This is a genomic window from Carnimonas bestiolae (assembly GCF_051251145.1).
In the GTDB taxonomy this organism is placed as follows: Bacteria; Pseudomonadota; Gammaproteobacteria; order Pseudomonadales; family Halomonadaceae; genus Carnimonas; species Carnimonas bestiolae.
This window is the reverse complement of the sequence record NZ_JBPCZK010000002.1, coordinates 153,224-172,308: the sequence shown is the minus strand read 5'-3', so window position 1 is coordinate 172,308 and position 19,085 is coordinate 153,224. Positions and strand designations below refer to the sequence as shown.

Genomic DNA, 19,085 nt, shown 5'->3' with positions numbered 1-19,085 from the left:
TTCCTGGTAACGGAATCGATGAATAGGAGTAGACGAACCCCTCTCTAAAACTCAAAACCCAATTTTGCCCAGTACATGCGTCCCGGATTGCGGAAGGCGGTGTTGGCTGGGAAGCCGAAGCTTGAGTTGCCGGCGAGGTTGAGATGCTCTGTGTATGTTTTGTCGAACACGTTGTCGACGCCGGTGCTTAGGGTGAAGTGGGAATCTATTTGGTAGGAGCCATTCAGTGAAAACACACTGAATCCGGATGAGCTGCCGAGATCCTGACCGGTAACATTGCCTTTGTGGTTGGCAGTGCGGTGTTGAGGCGCTACCAGGCGCCATAATCCTCCGACCATGTAATCGCCGCGGTTATACGTTAGCCCTAGCCGAGATTCCAGCGGTGGCATTTGAGGCAAGGGGTCGTTATTGGTGGTGTCTCTTCCCCAGGCGTAGGCGAGCGTTGCTTCTGTTTTCCAATGAGGGGCAAGTTGATAGCTGCCTCCCAGTTCGGCGCCTGCGATGGTGGCGTCGACGTTGGAGACGTAGGTGTGATGATGGTGGCGGTAGTCAAATAGAATGAAATCGCTCACATAGCCTGCGTAGGCTGAAATCCACGCTTTGGCGCGTTCGCCTTCGTATTGTGCTCCCACATCGAGCTGCGTTGTTTTTTCTGGTTTTATTGCGCTGAAAGCACCTTGGCTGCCATGGGGGCCTGAGAGTCCAGGACGGGTTTCCCAGTAGTCGGGGAAGCGTTCGACGTGACCAATACCGGTGTACCAGGTAACCGGTTGAGAGGAAATATCCTGCTCGTAGCGCATGAACGCGCTGGGCAGCACTTTGTTGCGGGAGTCTCCCGAAGTGGCGTTGCCAGCGGTTTTATCTGATACGTGATAGTGATCAATGCGCGCGCCGCTGATGACTCGGCTGCGTTCTGCGGCGTACCAGCTCAACTGGCTAAATAAGCCGTATTGGGTATAGCTGTAGTCTTTATTCCATGGGAAGTCGCCGGGGCCGATATAGCGCCCCGTCATGTCGTAGGATGAATTGCGTCCACGATGATCCTGATGATTGGCATCGGCTCCTGCTATCCAGGTCAGATTGCTCCATTCCCATGTGGATGCTACGCGGGCACTGCGAGTTCTGCGATCCAGCTCCATGGCCATCTTGTCACCTGACATAGGCATGTCCCCCATATCATGGCCTTCATGCATATGCCCTGCGTGCGCAGCCATGTCGTGACCGTCGTGTATATGCTCTGCGTGCGCAGCCATGTCGTGGCCTTCATGCATATGCCCTGCGTGGGAAGACATGTCGTGGCCGTCGTGCCTATGCTCTGCGTGCGCAGCCATGTCATGGCCGTCGTGCCTATGCTCTGCGTGCGCAGCCATGTCATGGCCGTCGTGCCTATGCTCTGCGTGCGCAGCCATGTCATGGCCTTCATGCCTATGCCCTGCATGGGAAGACATGTCGTGGTGCATATGTCCCATGTGTGAGGACATGTCGTGGTCCATGCCCATCGCGCTGGGTCGGCGTAGGGTAAAATTGTCCATGATATGGTCGGCGTAGGCATAGTTGGCCTGCACCTCCAACTTGCGCCAATGCTCGGTCATGTTTTGCTTCTCGAACCGAATTGCTGCGGTCTCACGCAGGAACTTCGAGCCGTCCATGCCGCGTCCTGCATAGCGCGCTTCTCCATTGCCTCGGCCTGCGCTCAGCTCTAGCCAGGTATCCTCATCGGGCGTCCAACCCAGTGCGACATCGCCACTCCATTTGTTCCACTTGGAAGGCACGGTGTCTCCTGCACCATCTTTATAGTCATTAGCTTCGGACTTGGTGCCGTCAATTCGGAGATAGCCTTCCTTGTTTCCAGCGGCTACTTCTGCACGACGATCAAAACGACCGTAGGTGCCGACCATTAGGCCGCCCTCTGCACGTGCCCCGGGCTTATCGAAATGCTCCGGGCCACGATCAAAATGGACGGTGCCGGCAGAGGCTCCCGGCCCCCATAAGACTGACTCGGGACCTTTGACGAGCGTGATTTTGTCGTAGGACTCTGGGGCGATATAAGAAGTGGGCGCATCCATGCGGGCGGGACAAGCGCCCAACATTTCAGCCCCGTTGGTGAGTACTTTTAGACGTGACCCGAACATGCCTCGAAATACGGGATCGCCATTGGAGCCGCCGTTGCGGATCATGGCGAACCCGGGAATCGTTAAAAGATAATCGGCGCCGTCGCTTGCGGGAGCAGGCTGACGCGGCTGCTTGGGATTCGTGATTACGGTGAGCGGTGAGCTGGGCGCTACAGCGGTCACGACCACAGGCTCAAGACGATCAATACGCTGAGCTTCACCCGACATGGTGTGGTGTTGATGGGCGGCCGAAGAATCCTCTGCCCATGCGGGCGCTGCGGCTACGAAAACGGTAAGGGTAATTCCGGTTTTGAGTAGTGACAGTCGGCGAGTGTTGGTGGTGGAGGCAGATAAAGCCCCTGCTGACCTGCGTAATAAGCAAGACATGCATTTCTCCTGATAAATAGGATATTTATCGCCCGGGCGCAGCTATCCCATGGCATTCGAGTGGTAACGATGCCCAGGCAGAATCATCAAGCGAATCAAGAGATAGAGGGTGGGCCTCTGGATTGGGGCAGGGAGTAGGTGACGGTTTCGGCAGCAGCCGAGGTAGGGGAGGCTCTTACCGTTATGGCGGGAGCCAAGTGACCGTAGATGATAACCGGTAAATCAAAGGGAGCCGTTGGGAAGTGCTGCCACAACGAGCAGTAGCCGCATTGGTCAAACCAGTGAGAAAGGGCGTTTTCATGATCGTGGTGCGATGGCTGCATATCGGCCATGTCGCAGCCAGCCATGGCGTTGTGATGCTGCCCGACCGTACTATGCCGCTCAACGTTCTGAAGCTGTGAAACGACCGGTCCGACAAATAGAATCAGCATGGCAAACAACGCCATCACAGCGGCAAGGCGCTGCTGGAAGACGTTGTTCAAGCCGATTTTGATCAAAGTAATGCCCGCACAACAATATAAGGTAGGTGAAGGATAATCTACGCTGATGAAGAGTGCGCGTGGAGTTCCTTAAAAAGCGCGGAGTACTTTAATAGCTGGTGTAAATCATTTCTAGCGCGACGTTCGCTCGTACCGGTCGACATCCACTTGACGGCCATATTGATCCGATCGTTCACCAACATCATCATTATTTCTGATCTTAAAATCCCGCAATCCGACTGTTACATTTCCTCTGCCCCAACCCTTTCAAGGTGGCCAAGTAGGCTGTGGCCAACCCCACACATCGCTTCTCCAAGGAAACCCTTGCCGCCCAGCAACCAGCACGCAGGGAGAAGCGTATCCGCCGCAAGATCGGCCACACTTCTCATCAACCCCCATCTCCGCTAAGAGAATCCGCTGAAAATCCCCGGGGCCGGCGCAACGCTGACACCCGGAGCATCCGGGAAATAATCGCTGGGGTTGTTACGCCAAATTGGCGATGTCGTAGTTGTTGGGCTGTTGGTAGAGGTTGACCACGTCGCCGACGATCAGCAGTGCGGGGGCTTCTATCTGATGCATGACCACCATTTGTTTTAGCTGCGAAAGTTGTCCGACGATGACGCGCTGGTCGGGCTGAGTGCCGCGGGATATAACGGCGACTTTGGTGGCGGGGTCGAGTCCGTGGGTGATCAGACGCTTGCTGATACGGCCGCAGTTGGCGATGCCCATGTAGAACACCAGCGTTTGGCGTGTTGCGGTGAGCGCTGACCAATCGGGCTCGGGTTCGCCTTGGGCGCTGTGGCCGGTCACGAAGCGTACTGACTGCGCGACGTGGCGGTGGGTGAGAGGAATGCCGTTCGCGGCGGCGCAGCCTATTGCGGCGGTAATGCCGGGCACAATATGGCATGCCACGTTGTGCTGCTGGCAGTGTAGGAGTTCTTCGCCGCCACGGCCGAACACGAACGGGTCGCCGCCCTTAATACGCGCCACTTTATGGCCACTTTGGGCCAGCGATACCAACAGTTGATTGATCTCGTCCTGGGCCATGGTATGACGGCGCGTTGATTTGCCTACGTCTATTTGCAGGGTATGCGGCGGTACCAGTGCCATCACGTCTTCTGATACCAGTCTGTCGAATACCACCACGTCGGCCAGTTGGATGATGCGTAGTGCTTTCAAGGTCAGCAGTTCGACATCGCCAGGTCCAGCGCCCACCAACCATACTTCACCGGGCGCGACGGGCTGCTGCTGGTTTGCCGTTGCCATGATCCGTGCCAAGGGGCGCATATCATGCGGTAGCGGTGAGGCTTCGTTGAGGATATTCATGGGGTTTCTCCTGCCACCAGTGCTTCGCGTTGGCGGGCGATGAATTTTTTCAGCTCGGGAATGCACGAGCCGCAATTAGTGCCGCACTGCAGTGTTTTGCCAAGCTGTGCGACGTCGTGGCAGCCTTGCTGTAGGGCCTCAGAGATAGCGGTTTCTCCGACGTTGAAGCAGCTGCATACGATGGTGCCGCTAGGTGATTTGCCGCCGTGGGCACGTCCTGCCAGCAGCGACAGCCGCGCTTGCGCATTATCAGGACACTGTGTGAACGCCGAGACGATTGCTTGTCGGTCCAGCGAGGGAAGCGCGCGGTGCGCATAAAACGCCAGCTGTAATTTCTGGTCCTTCCACGCCAGCAGATTGAAGCCGTCGTCTCCTATTCGTGCTGACTGACAGACCCACTGACCGGTACCGAACTGCTGATCCAGCCAAGCGTTCCAGTCGTCAGGAATGGTGGTGTCGGCCAGCGTGAAGTGCGTGACGTCCGGTTGGGTAATGCGACTCCAGTAGGCGACCGGTGGTGGCGCAGAGGCGTTACCGCGTAAAAACACTTCGGCCTGCCATACGGCGTCCCAGCGCTGAATACGTACAGGCATCTGTTTGCTTTCGGGCTGTCCCGAGAGCGGGTCGGTATGGGCCTCGATTAACGCATCGACCCTCGCTTGCTGGCTGAATTGGCTGTTCCAGTGCATGGGGACGAACAGGCTGCCGCGCGGTTGCTGAGGATCAGGCTGCGCGCGTAGTAGTAACCAGCCGTGCGTTGACGACACCCGTAGCAGATCGCCCGCTTGAGCCGTTGGACAATCATCGGGATGGAATTGAGCGAAGGGTTCGCTGCAGTGCTGCATCAGCCGCGCAGATTTGCCCGTACGCGTCATGGTATGCCACTGATCGCGTATGCGGCCGGTATTCATGACCAAGGGATACGCGTTGCTGGGCCGATTGATCGGTAGTCGGGGAGCGATGGCAACGAGCCGGGCCTTGCTGTCGGGGTGATAAAACTTGCCGTCGGTAAACAGCCGCGTGGTGCCTTGCGGATGGCGGTCGTTAACCGGCCACTGGATCGGCGTCATCGCGTCCCACTGCGCATTGGATAGCTGCGCCAGACCGCTTATGTCAAAGGCGCGCTGACCGTGGTTCTCGAAACCGGAAAGCTGCGCATGCTCGCGAAAAATCTCGGCCGGATGTTGATAGTCGAAGGCCTCCGCGAAGCCCAGGCGCTGGGCAACCTGGCTAATAATCCACCAGTCGGGCTTTGCCTCTCCGGGCGCGGGCAGGAAGCTGCGTTGACGCGACACAGTGCGCGTGGAATTGGTCACCGTGCCGTTTTTCTCACCCCATCCCAGTGCGGGCAGGCAAATATGCGCTGCGCGGGTGGTATCGGTGTCGTGCATAAGATCGGACACAATCACCAGCGGGCACTGTGCGAGTCCAGCACGAACGCGATCAGCATCCGGCAGAGAGACCAGCGGATTGGTGCCCATGATCCATACGGCCTTGATTTGCCCCGATTCGATGGCTTGAAACAAATCGACAGCGTTCAACCCAGGGGCTGTAGCGACTCGATCGCTGTGCCAAAAACGGCTAACACGATCGATATCCTGGGGCGTGAAGCCCATGTGCGCGGCCAACTGATTCGCCAGTCCGCCTACTTCGCGACCGCCCATGGCATTGGGCTGGCCGGTAATCGAAAACGGTCCGCAGCCAGCGCGACCGATGTGGCCCATCGCCAAATGCAGATTGATGATGGCGTTGCATTTGTCGACGCCAGAGCTCGACTGATTAATGCCCATCGAATACAGCGTTACCAGCCGTTCACTGTCGCCAATGTATTGGTAAAACGTCTCCAACTGCGCCACCGACAGACCGCAAAAATCAGCGGTTTTTGCTAAGGTCCACTGCGCTGCCGCCGCCAGCGTCTCCTCGGTACCGACTGTATGCTGCGCTAAATAAGCGTTATCGAGCTTGTCTTGCGCGGCCATCGTGTTGAGCGCGCCGCAAAATAACGCCGCATCGCTACCGGGGCGTAGCGGGAGATGCAGGTCGGCAATATCGCAGGTTGCCGTAGGGCGCGGATCAATCACCACGATGCGCATGGCAGGGCGCGCCTGTTTGGCCTGCACCAGCCGTTGATACATCACTGGATGGGCCCAGGCGGCATTCGAGCCAGTCAGAATAACGCAGTCGGCCAGTTCGATATCCTGGTAATCGCAGGGCACTGCATCGGCGCCGAAGGCACGTTTATAGCCCATCACCGCCGACGCCATGCACAGCCGCGAGTTGGTATCCATGTTGCCGGCACCGATGAAGCCTTTCATCAGCTTGTTGGCGACATAGTAATCTTCGGTGAGCAACTGCCCGGAACCGTAAAAGGCCACGGCTTGCGGGCCATACTCATCAATCGTGGCGCGCAGGCCATCGGCCACCGCATCGAGCGCACGCGACCAACTCACCGGCTGCTGATGGATCTGCGGTTGCAGCAACCGACCCTCCAGCCCCAGCGTTTCTCCCAGTGCGCTGCCTTTAACGCACATTCGTCCAAGATTCGCCGGATGCGTCTCTTCGCCGTGGGCGACATAGCCCGTGTCCTGCGGCTGCATGCGTATGCCGCAGCCCACGCCGCAGTAGGCGCAGGTCGTGGAGATGGCGTTTGACCGCTGATTCATAAGCTGACCGTATCGATGATGTCGGTGTCATTGGTGTCGACGGGCACTGGCTGCGACTGAACCCAGACGCGTCCGGCTTCTACCTTGACTGGCCAGACATCCAACCGGCTGTCGGCAGATTCAACGTTACGCCCATCTTCCAGGCGGAAGCGCTGCTTATAGAGCGGCGAGATCACGATTGGATCACCGTTAACATCGCCCACCAGACCGCGTGACAGCACGTTGGCATCGCTGTTGGGTTCGCGATTGCTGAGCGCGAATACTCGCTGCGGATGATGCGGAAGATGGAACAGCGCAACCTGCTGTCCGGCCAGTCTGGCGGCCACGCCCGCGTTATCGGGAATGGCGCTGAGATCGCATATATCCACCCACGCTTGATCGTTCTCGGGTGCAGTGGCATCGACTGCCAGCGCTAGCCGCTCCTCGTGGTTGGCCGGGCGAACCTGCTTACGCTCTGGCACCATCACGACGGACTCGTCCGGTTGGTCGCTGTTAACAAACGTCTTGAACAGCGCCAGCCGCTCGGGGTCAGCGAGCGTAGTGCGCCACTCGCATTGGTAGGTATCAATCACCGTGCTCATTTCGTGTTCCAGCTCAGCACCAATACCGAGGCTGTCTTCCAGCACCACCTGACGCAGATACTCCATTCCGCCTTCCAGATTATTCAGCCACACACTGGTGCGCTGCAGGCGATCAGCGGTACGCACGTAGAACATCAGGAAGCGGTCAATAGTGCGAATCAGCAGCTCGGTGCTGATGTCCTGAGCGAGCAGGTCGGCGTGGCGTGGTTTCATACCGCCGTTACCGCACACAAACAAATTCCAGCCTTTCTCGGTGGCAATCACCCCCACGTCTTTGCTCTGCGCCTCGGCGCACTCGCGGGTGCAGCCGGATACCGCCATTTTGATTTTGTGCGGTGACCGCAGGCCCTTGTAGCGATTCTCTAAAAACAGCGCGAGAGCGGTGGAGTCCTGCACGCCATAGCGGCACCAGCTAGAGCCGACGCAGGATTTCACGGTGCGCAGCGATTTGCCGTAGGCATGGCCGGTTTCGAATCCAGCGTCGATCAGCTGTTGCCAGATCTCCGGCAGGTGTTCTAGGCGAGCGCCGAACAGGTCAACGCGCTGGCCGCCGGTAATTTTGGTGTAGAGGTTGTACTGCTTGGCAACGTTGCCGATGGCGATCAGCCCCTCTGGAGTAATTTCTCCTGCGGGAACGCGAGGCACCACCGAGTAGGTGCCGTCTTTCTGGATGTTGGCGAAAAAACGGTCATTGGTGTCCTGCAACGGCAGGTGCTGGGGCTTGAGCAGATAGTCGTTCCAGCAGGATGCCAGGATCGAGCCCACCATCGGTTTACAGATTTCGCAGCCGTGGCCCTGACCATGCTTACTTAGCAGTTCTTCCCAACTGCGAATGTTGCCGACGCGTATCAGGTGGTAGAGCTCCTGACGCGAGTAGGCGAAGTGCTCGCAAACGTCCTTTTTGACCTCAACGCCCAGCTCGGTGAGGGTGAAATCCATGATCTGCTTAGTAAGCGCCGCACAGCCGCCGCAGCCGGTGGCGGCGCGGGTGTGAGCCTTGATGGCAGACATATCACTGCAGCCGTCCTCGACCGCTGCGCGGATATCGGCCTTGCTGACGTTATGGCAAGAACAGATTTGCGCGGAGTCGGGCAGTGCGGCAACGCCCAGCGCTGGCGCAGCCGAACCCTCTTGGGCAGGCAGAATCAGCGTCTCGGGATGGGCGGGCAGCGGCATGTCGTTAAGCATCATTTGCAGTAACGTGTCGTAGTCACTGCTATCGCCCACCAGCACCGCGCCCAGCAGCCGTTTGCGGTCTTTTGACACGACAATCTTTTTATACACTTCGGCGGGGCCATCGACCCATCGATAGCATTGACTGCCCGGCGTACTTCCGTGCGCGTCGCCGAGCGAGGCCACTTCGACCCCCAGCAGCTTGAGTTTGGTGCTCATGTCGGCGCCAGCGAACGCGCCCTCAACGCCAGCGAGGGTGTCGGCCAATGTACGCGCCATTTGGTAGCCTGGTGCCACCAGACCGAAGGTTTGGTTATTCCATACGGCGCATTCGCCGATGGCGAAGATGGCAGAATCAGAGCTCCGGCACTGGTCGTCAATCACGATGCCACCGCGCGCGCCTATTTCCAGGTCGCTTTGTCGAGCGAGCCGGTCGTTTGGGCGGATGCCGGCCGAAAACAGCACCAGATCGGTCTCAAGATCGCTGCCGTCGGCAAATGCCATTCGATAGTTGCTTGTCTCGCCGGGCTCGATAGCGAGGGTTTGCTTGCTGGTATGCACCTGGACGCCCAGCGCTTCGATCTTCTGCTGTAGCACGCGCGCGCCGTCTTCATCCAACTGAACGCCCATCAGCCGAGGGCCGAACTCCACCACGTGCGTGTCGAGCCCGAGGTTTTTAAGCGCGTTGGCGGCTTCAAGCCCGAGCAGACCGCCGCCCACTACCACACCGGTAGAGGCTGACGCCGCACGGGATTTGATCGCGGCCAGATCGTCGAGCGTGCGATACACCAGACAACCTTCGGCGTCGTTGCCTGGAATTGGCGGAACAAAGGGGTACGACCCTGTGGCGAGCACCAGCAGGTCGTAAGCCATCTGATGACCCTGAGTGTCGACCACATAGCGACGCTGTTTATCGATGTGGTCGATGCCCTGACCAAGACGCAGTTCAATGCCGGCGGCTTCGAAGAAGCCCTCTTCGACCATCGTCAGCGATTCGGCAGTGCGCCCCGAGAACAGCTCGGAAAGGTGCACGCGGTCGTAGGCGGGCGACGTTTCTTCGGCGAACACGACGATCTGATAGGTCAAATGCAGCTCGCGTTCGACCAGCTGCTGTAGAAAGTGGTGGCCGACCATTCCGTGTCCGACCATGGCAAGTACGGGTTTGGACATTGCTGTGCCCCTCATCTTGTTAGCGATTATTGGTGCGTTTTTTATGGCCTTGGATTCAGCAGAGTCGGCGTTTTCAGGGCCGAACAGGCTTGCCTGTGAGGGCGGCGGCTGGGTGTTATTGAGGCAAGATAAATAGTGCGCACCGTCACTGATATCTCCCCACAGCAGCACGCCCCTGAGTTGGTTGTCACGAATCAACAGACGGCGATAGTGGTGGTCGAAGGGATCGAAAGAGGTGTGAACCTGATCGCCCTCACAGGCGTTCAATTCACCGGCACAAAACAGATTCAGGCCGGTTACTTTCAATCGCAGCGCTACGTGGTGTTGCTCAATGGACGACGGGGGCATTCCCGCCAGTTGTGTGGCCAGCCGTTCGGCCTGCTGCCAACAGGGAGCGACCAGTCCGGGGGTGAGAGTGCCCAATTGACAGCACTCGCCGATGGCGAAGATGCGCGGATCGGAGGTTTGCAACGCGTCATTGACGACGATGCCGTGCTCGCACGCTAGGCCGGCAGCCTGTGCCAGCGCGATGTTCGGCTGTATTCCTGCCGCTACGACTACCCGCTCGGCAGCGATAGTGCGGCCATCATCGAGCATTACCGCCCGTACCTGGCCTTCGCTATCCGCGAGATAAGCAGCGGGCGTCGCTTCGGTTAATACCTGAACGCCGCGTGCCACCAGGCTGTCGTGCAGTAGTTGCGCAGCGTAGCTATCGAGCTGCTGGCTCATCAGATGGCGACTGCGGTTGACCAGCGTCACGCGCATGTTGCGCAGCGTTAGCGCGGCAGCGGCTTCGATACCCAATACGCCACCACCGATCACCACCACTGGCTGCTCTGGATAGGACGTCGCCAGAATGGCATCGACGTCTTGCTGAGTGCGGAAGCCGTGAATGCCGCTCGATGCTGCGCCTGGCAGGGAAGGCATTACCGACCGTGAACCGGTGGCGATCACGAGATGGTCGTAGTGCAGTGTGCGGTCGCCGACCGTAACGCTTTGCGCTTGGCGGCATATCGCGGTGACCGCGGTACCTTTCAGCAGCGTTACCCCGTGACGCCGATACCAGTCGGTGTCGTGGGTGACGATGCCGGCAAAATGCTCTTCTCCCGCCAGCACCGGGGTCAGCATGATGCGGTTGTAGGCGGGCTGCGGCTCTTCGCCAATGACCACAATACGGAAGCGGCCTGGCGCGTTCTCGCAAAGCTGCTCGATCAGGCGCGCGCCTGCCATGCCGTTGCCGATCACGATGAGAGTGGGCTTGTCCATTGCGCAGAACTCCACGGGCCCGTCAGGCCCACGCCCGATGTGTGTCGTGCGAGAAGCGCTGCAGGCATGCGTTAGCAGGCTGTGAGCAGTAATGAACCATGGCAGCTTCCCGTCCTCTGCAAATAAAAAAGGCGTCAGCCAGCATCTGGTTTCCCAGACACTGACGGACGCCTTTATCCGTAACTTCTCGCTAAACCGCCATTGGCTTAGCCATCATTTACTTTCTGTAAAGCACGTTGCGTGCCAAGTCGAAAACATCGCCCTGTAATGAGTAATTTGGTTTGTTTTCGTTGAGATGAACGCGGAAAACGTGCACCTCGATGGCGCATCGTGCACATAAAGTTAGCGTTGGGAGCGCAAGTTCTCTGCCGCGTCGGGCAGGTTTTTCGCTGATCTACGCTGTGGCTACCGAGGAGAGCGCACTCTTTCGCGGCATCTGAAAGCAATGCGAGGGGCGCGCCAGTGGGTAAAACGGCGCCTCTACGCCGCTGATCCGTGATCTCTCAGTGTGTCGGTTTCTCAAGCAAGGTGCCGACTTCTAGCATTGCTTGAGCGATCTCCGCCAACTTCTTGTTTTGTGCCATGGCTAAATTTTGCAGCGCCTTGTGTGCCTGCGGTTCGGTCATGCCATGGTGCTGCATTAACAGCCCCTTCGCTCGTTCGATGAGCTTGCGCTCAGCGAGCGTTTCTCGCAGCGTCGCCAACTCCTCTTCCTGCATTTGCAGACGCTGCGCCTGATGCTCGACCAGTTCGAGCACTGAGCGGCTCAGTTTGGGCGATACAAGCGCCGCGTAGTCGCTGTCGTGCGGAAGCATTTGATCAATTTCCTGCTCCTGCTGTTCGAGGGAGGCTTCCGCACTGTCAATGCGCTGGCGGCAGCATTCCATCAACACCGTTTCCAATGCATCTTCGAGCGTCTTCATATTATCGATGCGTGACGTCGTCAGCTCGAACCAGCGGACCGCGGTGATCGACGGCTCGTTGGAAGCGCTCGTACCCGTACAAGCGATACGCCGCAGGCGCTCAAACTCGCCGCCTGTTTGGGTGAGATAGCGCTGCCACAGCGCAAGGCTGCGCTCGTCGGCAAATTCGCTGAAGGTTTGGAAGCAGCGCTCTTGTGCCTCTATCAACTCGATGATGTGCTGGCGATCGCTGGCGTCGAAGCGTTGAGCAGCGAAGCCCGCCGCTACCAGAGCCCGTTCCTGCCCTGCTAGTTCCTTGCCTTGCATGAAGCTAAATAATGCGAGCAACGCTTGGGAAATCGAGGGATCGCCCGAGGTATCGACGATTTCGAAGATCAGCGCCAGCTGGGTGCGAATAACCTCACAATAGTGGTTCATCGCATGTGAACGGCTCACTTCCAGCGTCTGGATGTGCTGACGTAGCGACGGCATTGTCGTCAGGCGATGCAGAACGGCGGCGATGCGGCTGAATAACCGCGATGAATTGGGCAGGCCGGCGCTGGTGAGATCCAGCGTTTCGAGCTGCTGGTTGATGGTTTGCTCGGCGTGCTGAGCGTACTGGATCTTCTCGCGCAGTAGGTCGCACCAGCCGTCTTCCTGACAGCACAGGTAGATATTAGCGGTACCGCGTTCTTGCTGTAGCAGGTGTATCAGTTGGCTAATTGCACCCACCAATTTACCCATCTGCAGAAGCTGCTGAAGGTCAGCGATTTCACTCTTTTTGGAGGCCAGCACGAAGTCGAGGGCGGTTAGATTCATGGTCGAACCTGATGGCGAATAGTAATGATATGAGCAAGCAAGCAGTGTGCCACCGTCAGTGTTATCACGACGTTAAGCGTGGAAATGAATGGCTGAGAAGGCACGCGAAGGCTGTGGCGCTTAGGGTGAGCAGGGGCCGGCGGCAGGGGTGGTGTTCGTATCGCCGGAAGGCGGCTAGCAGCGCCGCTTGGCAGCGCCGCTACGCATTGCCATTGCGTGTTCGTGAACGTCATTTGTAGCGCGACGCTGGCTCGTATCGCTTGGTATTTAAATGATGGCCATATCGGTTTGATCGTTCATCAACATGGCCATCATCTGCGGTTATTGGCGCTCTACACCCGATTCTCGCACTCTCGCCCAGCCACGAAGTCTTCGAGGTTGCCAAGCGTGGTGTGGGCGATTTCATGCAGGGCTTCTTCGGTAAAGAAGCCTTGATGGCCGGTGATGAGCACGTTCGGGAAGCTCATCAGGCGCACGAACTGATCGTCGTCGATAAAGGTTTCTTCGCGGTTTTTGAAGAACAGCGGTTCTTCGTTTTCGTAGACATCGATGGCGAGGCCGCCGAGCTGCCCGCTTTTAAGTGCGCCGATAACCGCCTGAGTGTCGATCAGGCCGCCGCGTGAGGTGTTAATCAGCAGCACGCCTTTCTTCATCTGTGGAAGCGTGTCGCTGTTGATCAGATGATGGGTCGATTCGAGCAGCGGGCAGTGCAGGCTGATCACGTCGGAGGCTTCGAGCAGCTGGGGTAATTCGACCAGCTTGCCGATGTCGCGAAACTCATCGCTGGGGAAGGGATCGCTGCCAATCACGTTGCAGCCGAGCCCTTTGAAGATACGCGCAGTGGCCACTCCGATGCGGCCGGTGCCAACAATGCCGACCGTTTTGCCGTGTAGATTGCGTCCGAGCAGGCCATCCAGCGCGAAGTTGCCGTCGCGTGCGCGGGTGTAGGCGCGATGAATATGGCGGTTGAGGGTCATGGTCAGCGCTAGCGCATGTTCGGCGACGGCGGGCGGCGAGTAGGCCGGCACTCGGGCCACGAACATGCCGAGCTGGTGGGCAGTGTCCAGATCGACGTTGTTGAAGCCGGCGCAGCGTAGCAGCACCGCCTTTACACCGTAGCCGTGCAGCTGTTCGAGCACGTGTCGATCGAGGGTATCGTTGACAAACACGCATACCGCGTCGCTGTCGTGGGCAAGGGCAACGGTGTCTATATCGAGCGCGGCTTCCTGGTAGACGAATTCGCGAGAGCTATCGGAGGGAAGACTAGCGGCGGCGTGATCAAAAGAGTGCTGATCGTAACGGTGGGCGCTGAAAAAGGTAATTTTCATAAGCGTGGTCTCTCGCGTAGGGAAATGCCTGGCGCCACTTTACGCCCTTGCTGTTGCGATAAGCGAGTGATTATTCAGCGACATTTTGACAGAGGCGAAGCTGGTTCGATCATTGCACCTCGCACCTCGCACCTCGCACCTCGCACCTCGCACCTCGCACCTCGCACCTCGCACCTCGCACCTCGCACCTCGCACTTTGCACCTTGCACCTTGCACCTTGCACCTCGCACCTTGCACCTCGCACCTCGCACCTCGCACCTCGCACCTCGCACCTCGCACCTCGCACCTCGCACCTCGCACCTCGTTGCGCTTCCCATGCACCTTCAATGTGCCGACGCGTGTCCTCTTGCGACCTATGAGTGCATCCCGTACCGGTGCGGGCTGGTTTTACGTCTTACCTTTCGTTGTAAGAATAAAATAAGCTGCTGATATAGCGCGTAAAACCAAAACTGGCGCGGGGGTTGCTTGGTTCTGGCAGGTTGAAGCATCGAATGCATGACGCCTGACAATTTGCAAATGGACGGCTAGGGTTCCGGTCCTTGCGTACTCACCAAGCGGTGGTGGTGCGGGGATGACTGGTCCGAGAGCTGTCGACCTGATCCTTTATCTACCTATCCTGCCAGGCAAGGATGGCGCGATAAACGAAGGTTACACGGCGGGGGAAAAGCCCGGGAGACTTGGTGCGCTTGCATCGGTGCTCTCCTGTTCGGCACCCATTACCCCTGAGGACTTCATCATGAGCCCTGCCCGTTTAGCCGCTATCGTACTATCCACTGTCGCGCTGGCCTTCTGCTGTTCGGCCCAGGCGGCCACACCTTCCGCTAAAAAGAATTTCAACGTGTGCTGGTCCATTTATGCGGGCTGGATGCCGTGGGGTTACGCTGAATCGCACGGCATTCTTGAGAGGTGGGCGCATAAATACGGCATTACGATCCACGCCAAGCAGGTCAACGACTACATCCAATCGGTCAATCAGTACACCTCGGGTGGGGTAGACGGCTGTGCGATGACCAACATGGATGCGCTAACGCTGCCTGCCTCCAGCGGTGTGGATTCGACGGCGCTGATTGTGGGTGACTACTCCAACGGCAACGACGGCATCGTGCTGCGTAACGCCAAGCGGCTGTCGGACATCAAAGGGCGCAAGGTCAATCTGGTGCAGTTCAGTGTCTCGGAGTATCTGCTGGCGCGTGCGCTTTCGCTCAACGGCATGACCGAGCGCGACATCTCGACCGAAAATACCTCTGACGCCAACATTACCGGGCTGTTCTCGGGCAATAGCTCGGATGCGCTGGTGACCTGGAATCCGCAGCTGAGCACCGTCGCCGAGATGAAGGACGCCAATGTGGTGTTCACCTCGAAGCAGATTCCCGGGGAAATTCTCGATCTGATGGTGGTGAACACCGACACCCTCAAGCAGAACCCCGACTTCGGGCGCGCACTGGTCGGTGCCTGGTACGAAGTGATGGGCAAGATCGCCAAACACGACAAGGACGCGCTATCAGCGATGGCCGCCGATGCCGGTACTGATCTGTCGGGCTTCCAGCACCAGCTTGATAATACTCATCTGTACACCACGCCCAAGGACGCGCTAACCCTGTACCACAGCAAGCAACTGCTCAAGACCATGCAGAGCATTGCGCAGTTCAGCTTCGATCACGGCTTGCTAGGCGAAGCCGCTCTCTCTGCCGACACCATCGGCATTCAAACCCCGCAGGGCACCTTTGGTGATCCCGATAACGTCCAGTTGCGGTTTGATCCTTCCTTTACCGAGCAATATCTCGAATCCAGCCAATAACGCGACGGTTGGCGCGTGCGCCGACCGTTCCAAACACTGGAGCAATGTGTGAAGAAACTCATCAATATAAAACCGCATCGCGCCACCGCGTGGCTACTGGGCGCGGTGCCGATTCTGATCGTGATCTTTATCTATCTGGGCGTATCGAACGCGCGGCTGGCAGAAAATCCGCATGATCGGCTGTTTCCGTCGGTGGCCACCATGAGCACCAGCTTCGAGCGGCTGGCGACCCATGAAAACGTGCGCACCGGTGACATTACGCTGTGGACGGATACCGCCGCCAGCCTGTCTCGGTTGATATACGGGGTGGGCCTCAGCGCCCTGATTGGTCTGGCGGTGGGTATGCTGTGCGGTGCCATTCCGCTGGCGGGCGGACTGTTGTCACCATTAATCACGGTGGTATCGCTGATACCGCCGCTGGCGATACTACCGATTTTGTTTATCGCGCTGGGCACCGACGAGCTCTCGAAGGTGATGCTGATCGTGATTGGGGTGTGCCCGTTCATTATCCGTGACCTTCAAGCGCACGCCGAGCGTATGCCGCACGAGCAGCTTATCAAGGCGCAAACGCTGGGCGGCAACTCTTGGCAGATTATCGTGCGGGTGCTGTTGCCGCAGCTGCTGCCACGCCTGATTCAGAGCGTCAGGCTGGCGCTGGGCAGTGCCTGGCTGTTTCTGATTGCCGCTGAAGCGATCGCCGCGCAGAGCGGGCTGGGCTATCGCATCTTCCTGTACCAGCGCTATCTAGCGATGGAAATCATTCTGCCGTATGTCGGCTGGATTACGCTGCTGGCCTTCCTGATGGACAGGCTGCTGGTGTTGGCGTCGCGGCTGCTGTTCCCCTGGTACAGCGCCTCGGGAGGGAAGTCGTGATGGCTATTCTTGCGGCGCAACGCCTGAACAAACGCTACGGCGACAATCTGGTGCTGGATAACGTCGCCTTCGAAGTGGAAGAAGGCGAGTTTGTCACCCTGGTCGGCCCATCGGGCTGCGGTAAAAGCACCTTCCTCAAACTGCTGCTGGGCATCGAATCGATTTCGGGCGGCACGCTAAAGCTGGATGGCCGGTCGATCCCCAATGAGCCGGGGCCGGACCGCGGCATTGTGTTCCAGAAATACTCGGTCTTCTCCCACCTGACGGTGCTCGGCAACGTGATGTTTCACGGTGATCTGGCGGCCAGCAAACTGCTCGGCAAAGCCTTTGGCAAACGGCGTCGGGCGCTGCGTGAGGCGGCTACCGCTGCGCTTGAGGAAGTGGGGCTGGGGGCGGCGCTCAACAAGTATCCGCACGAGCTGTCGGGCGGCATGCAGCAGCGCCTTGCGATCGCTCAGGCGCTGATCGCCAAGCCTAGAATCCTGCTGCTGGATGAGCCGTTCGGGGCACTCGATCCCGGTATTCGAAAAGACATGCACGCCTTGATTACGCGGCTATGGCAGGAAGCGGGGGTGACCATCTTCATGGTGACCCACGACGTTCAGGAAGCCTTTGATTTAGGCACGCGGCTGTGGGTGTTCGACAAGAAACGCCACGATCCGCAGGCCCCCGACGCTTATGGCGCCACCATTACCTACGATATTGCGCTGGATAAAACGGGGGATGGCGAACACCTGCGCCGCACCCGTGAGGCGCTTAATTCATCGATGTCAGGAGGACGTTTCGCGTGAGTCAATCATTTGCTTACTCGACCTTTTTGCCCGGCGGCCAGCACTGGTCGCTTAGGGTACGCAAAGGCACGCTTATCGAATTTACCGCTGAGCAGGCCAACACCAACGTAGGGTTGGTGATGTTCAATCCGGAGAATTTACACGAGCGGCTCAATCTGCCGGATTCGCTTAAATGTCAGCACACCGTGGGGCTAACGCGCGGCAACTGCCTTTATTCCGATATGGGGCGCATCTTCGCGTCTATTGTCGAAGACGACCTTGGCTGGCATGACAGCATCAGCGGTTCGCTCACTCGCCCGATGATGGTGCGCAAGGGCTGGCAGCCGCTGACCTTCCAGCAGGCGCTCAACGAGCGTACTCAGGCTGGCTTCGACAGCTTCATCACGGAAATTGCCAAGTACGGCCTGAACGAGCGCGATCTGCCGGCGCCGCTGAATCTATTCAGCAAGGTGGCGGTGGATGAGCAGGGGGGCATTTCCTACGTTGAAGGGCATTGCGCCAAGGGTGCGCGCGTAACGCTGCGCTTCGAGATGGACACCCTGATCGCGCTGCATAGCTGCCCGCATCCGCTGGACCCTGCCGAACAGTATCCGCATCGCGGCGTTAGCATCCGCTTTGCCGAAGCAGCGCCGGTAACCACCGACGACCCGTGCTATCAGCTCTGCGCTGAAAATCGCCGCGGCTTCCAGAACAACCGGCTCTACTCGCTGGGCTTTGGCGCTGGCGATTATCTCTCCCACATTCCTTTCGCGGAGGCTTCAGCATGACGTTACTCGAAAGCACGCTCAGCGCAGAAAACGCCGTTACCCATGCCACCGTTGACGCAGGCGAGTCCTATATCGGGCTGGTGAAGCAAGGCCAGACGCTGCGTATTGTCGATATCGAAGGCAACGAAGCGGCCGACACGCTGTTCTTCAACGCGCAGGATACCTCCGAGCACTACAGCGCCATGGACACCATTCGAGAGCAGGGCAACCTTTATCTTGGTGTTGGCACGGCATTAATGTCGGATCGCGGCCGCCCCATGCTCGAGATTACCGCGGATACTTGCGGCCGCCACGATACCCTTGGCGGTGCCTGCGCCAGCGAGAGCAATACCGTGCGCTACGACCTTGAGCGCCGCCATATGCACTCGTGCCGCGACAACTGGATGCTGGCCATTTCGCAGCATCCCGAGTTTGGCCTGACCAAACGCGATATCGCGCACAACATTAACTTCTTCATGAATGTACCTGTTACGCCGGAAGGGCAGCTTGAATTTGCCGACGGCATCTCAGGACCCGGCAAATATGTAGAGATGAAAGCGGCCATGGATGTAGTGGTGCTGATCTCCAACTGCCCGCAGCTCAATAACCCCTGCAGCGGTTTTGCGCCCACCCCGCTTGGCGTGCTGATCTTCGATTAATCACCACGTGCCA

Annotated in this window: 12 protein-coding genes and 1 riboswitch; of the genes, 5 read left to right on the top strand and 7 right to left on the bottom strand. The window is 58.4% G+C overall.

Going from position 1 to position 19,085, the window contains the following annotated elements; translation table 11 throughout:
- Window positions 1-44: 44 nt before the first annotated feature.
- The 7 genes from R84865_RS04135 to R84865_RS04105 form a co-directional block, all read right to left on the bottom strand.
- Window positions 45-2,498, bottom strand: coding sequence for a TonB-dependent receptor domain-containing protein (locus R84865_RS04135; protein ID WP_435638909.1), 2,454 nt, complete (start codon window positions 2,496-2,498; stop codon window positions 45-47).
- A gap of 95 nt (window positions 2,499-2,593) precedes the next feature.
- The gene (locus R84865_RS04130; RefSeq protein WP_435638908.1) at window positions 2,594-2,995 is read right to left on the bottom strand and encodes a DUF2946 domain-containing protein; all 402 of its coding nucleotides are present in this window, start codon (window positions 2,993-2,995) and stop codon (window positions 2,594-2,596) included.
- 465 nt (window positions 2,996-3,460) lie between these two features.
- Entirely contained in the window at window positions 3,461-4,303 is an 843-nt protein-coding gene (cobA, locus tag R84865_RS04125; protein ID WP_435637389.1) for a uroporphyrinogen-III C-methyltransferase, read from the bottom strand.
- Window positions 4,300-6,966: a nitrate reductase gene (locus R84865_RS04120; protein WP_435638907.1), complete on the bottom strand. Its 2,667-nt coding sequence runs from the start codon at window positions 6,964-6,966 to the stop codon at window positions 4,300-4,302. The genes cobA and R84865_RS04120 overlap by 4 nt, the downstream gene beginning before the upstream one ends.
- Window positions 6,963-11,156, bottom strand: a complete 4,194-nt coding sequence (gene nirB, locus R84865_RS04115; protein WP_435638906.1) for a nitrite reductase large subunit NirB — start codon at window positions 11,154-11,156, stop codon at window positions 6,963-6,965. The genes R84865_RS04120 and nirB overlap by 4 nt, the downstream gene beginning before the upstream one ends.
- Before the next feature lie 503 nt (window positions 11,157-11,659).
- Entirely contained in the window at window positions 11,660-12,877 is a 1,218-nt protein-coding gene (locus R84865_RS04110) for a nitrate- and nitrite sensing domain-containing protein (RefSeq protein ID WP_435631950.1), read from the bottom strand.
- 332 nt (window positions 12,878-13,209) lie between these two features.
- Complete coding sequence (locus R84865_RS04105) at window positions 13,210-14,205, bottom strand: 2-hydroxyacid dehydrogenase (RefSeq protein ID WP_435638905.1); 996 nt, start codon at window positions 14,203-14,205, stop codon at window positions 13,210-13,212.
- A 513-nt stretch (window positions 14,206-14,718) separates the two neighbouring features.
- Window positions 14,719-14,882: riboswitch (guanidine-I (ykkC/yxkD leader) on the top strand.
- A gap of 59 nt (window positions 14,883-14,941) precedes the next feature.
- On the opposite strand from R84865_RS04105, the gene R84865_RS04100 reads away from it, so the two are divergent.
- The 5 genes from R84865_RS04100 to R84865_RS04080 are packed head-to-tail and all read left to right on the top strand — an operon-like array spanning window position 14,942 to window position 19,072.
- A complete protein-coding gene (locus R84865_RS04100; protein ID WP_435638904.1) occupies window positions 14,942-16,003 on the top strand; it encodes a putative urea ABC transporter substrate-binding protein in 1,062 nt (353 codons plus the stop codon).
- Window positions 16,004-16,051: 48 nt separating this feature from the next.
- Entirely contained in the window at window positions 16,052-16,876 is an 825-nt protein-coding gene (locus R84865_RS04095) for an ABC transporter permease (RefSeq protein WP_435637752.1), read from the top strand.
- On the top strand, window positions 16,876-17,667 hold the full coding sequence (locus R84865_RS04090; protein WP_435638903.1) for an ABC transporter ATP-binding protein: 792 nt from the start codon (window positions 16,876-16,878) through the stop codon (window positions 17,665-17,667). Before R84865_RS04095 ends, R84865_RS04090 begins: the two co-directional genes overlap by 1 nt.
- On the top strand, window positions 17,664-18,434 hold the full coding sequence (locus tag R84865_RS04085) for an urea amidolyase associated protein UAAP1 (RefSeq protein WP_435638902.1): 771 nt from the start codon (window positions 17,664-17,666) through the stop codon (window positions 18,432-18,434). The genes R84865_RS04090 and R84865_RS04085 overlap by 4 nt, the downstream gene beginning before the upstream one ends.
- Window positions 18,431-19,072, top strand: coding sequence for an urea amidolyase associated protein UAAP2 (locus R84865_RS04080; protein ID WP_435638901.1), 642 nt, complete (start codon window positions 18,431-18,433; stop codon window positions 19,070-19,072). Before R84865_RS04085 ends, R84865_RS04080 begins: the two co-directional genes overlap by 4 nt.
- Window positions 19,073-19,085: the final 13 nt, after the last annotated feature.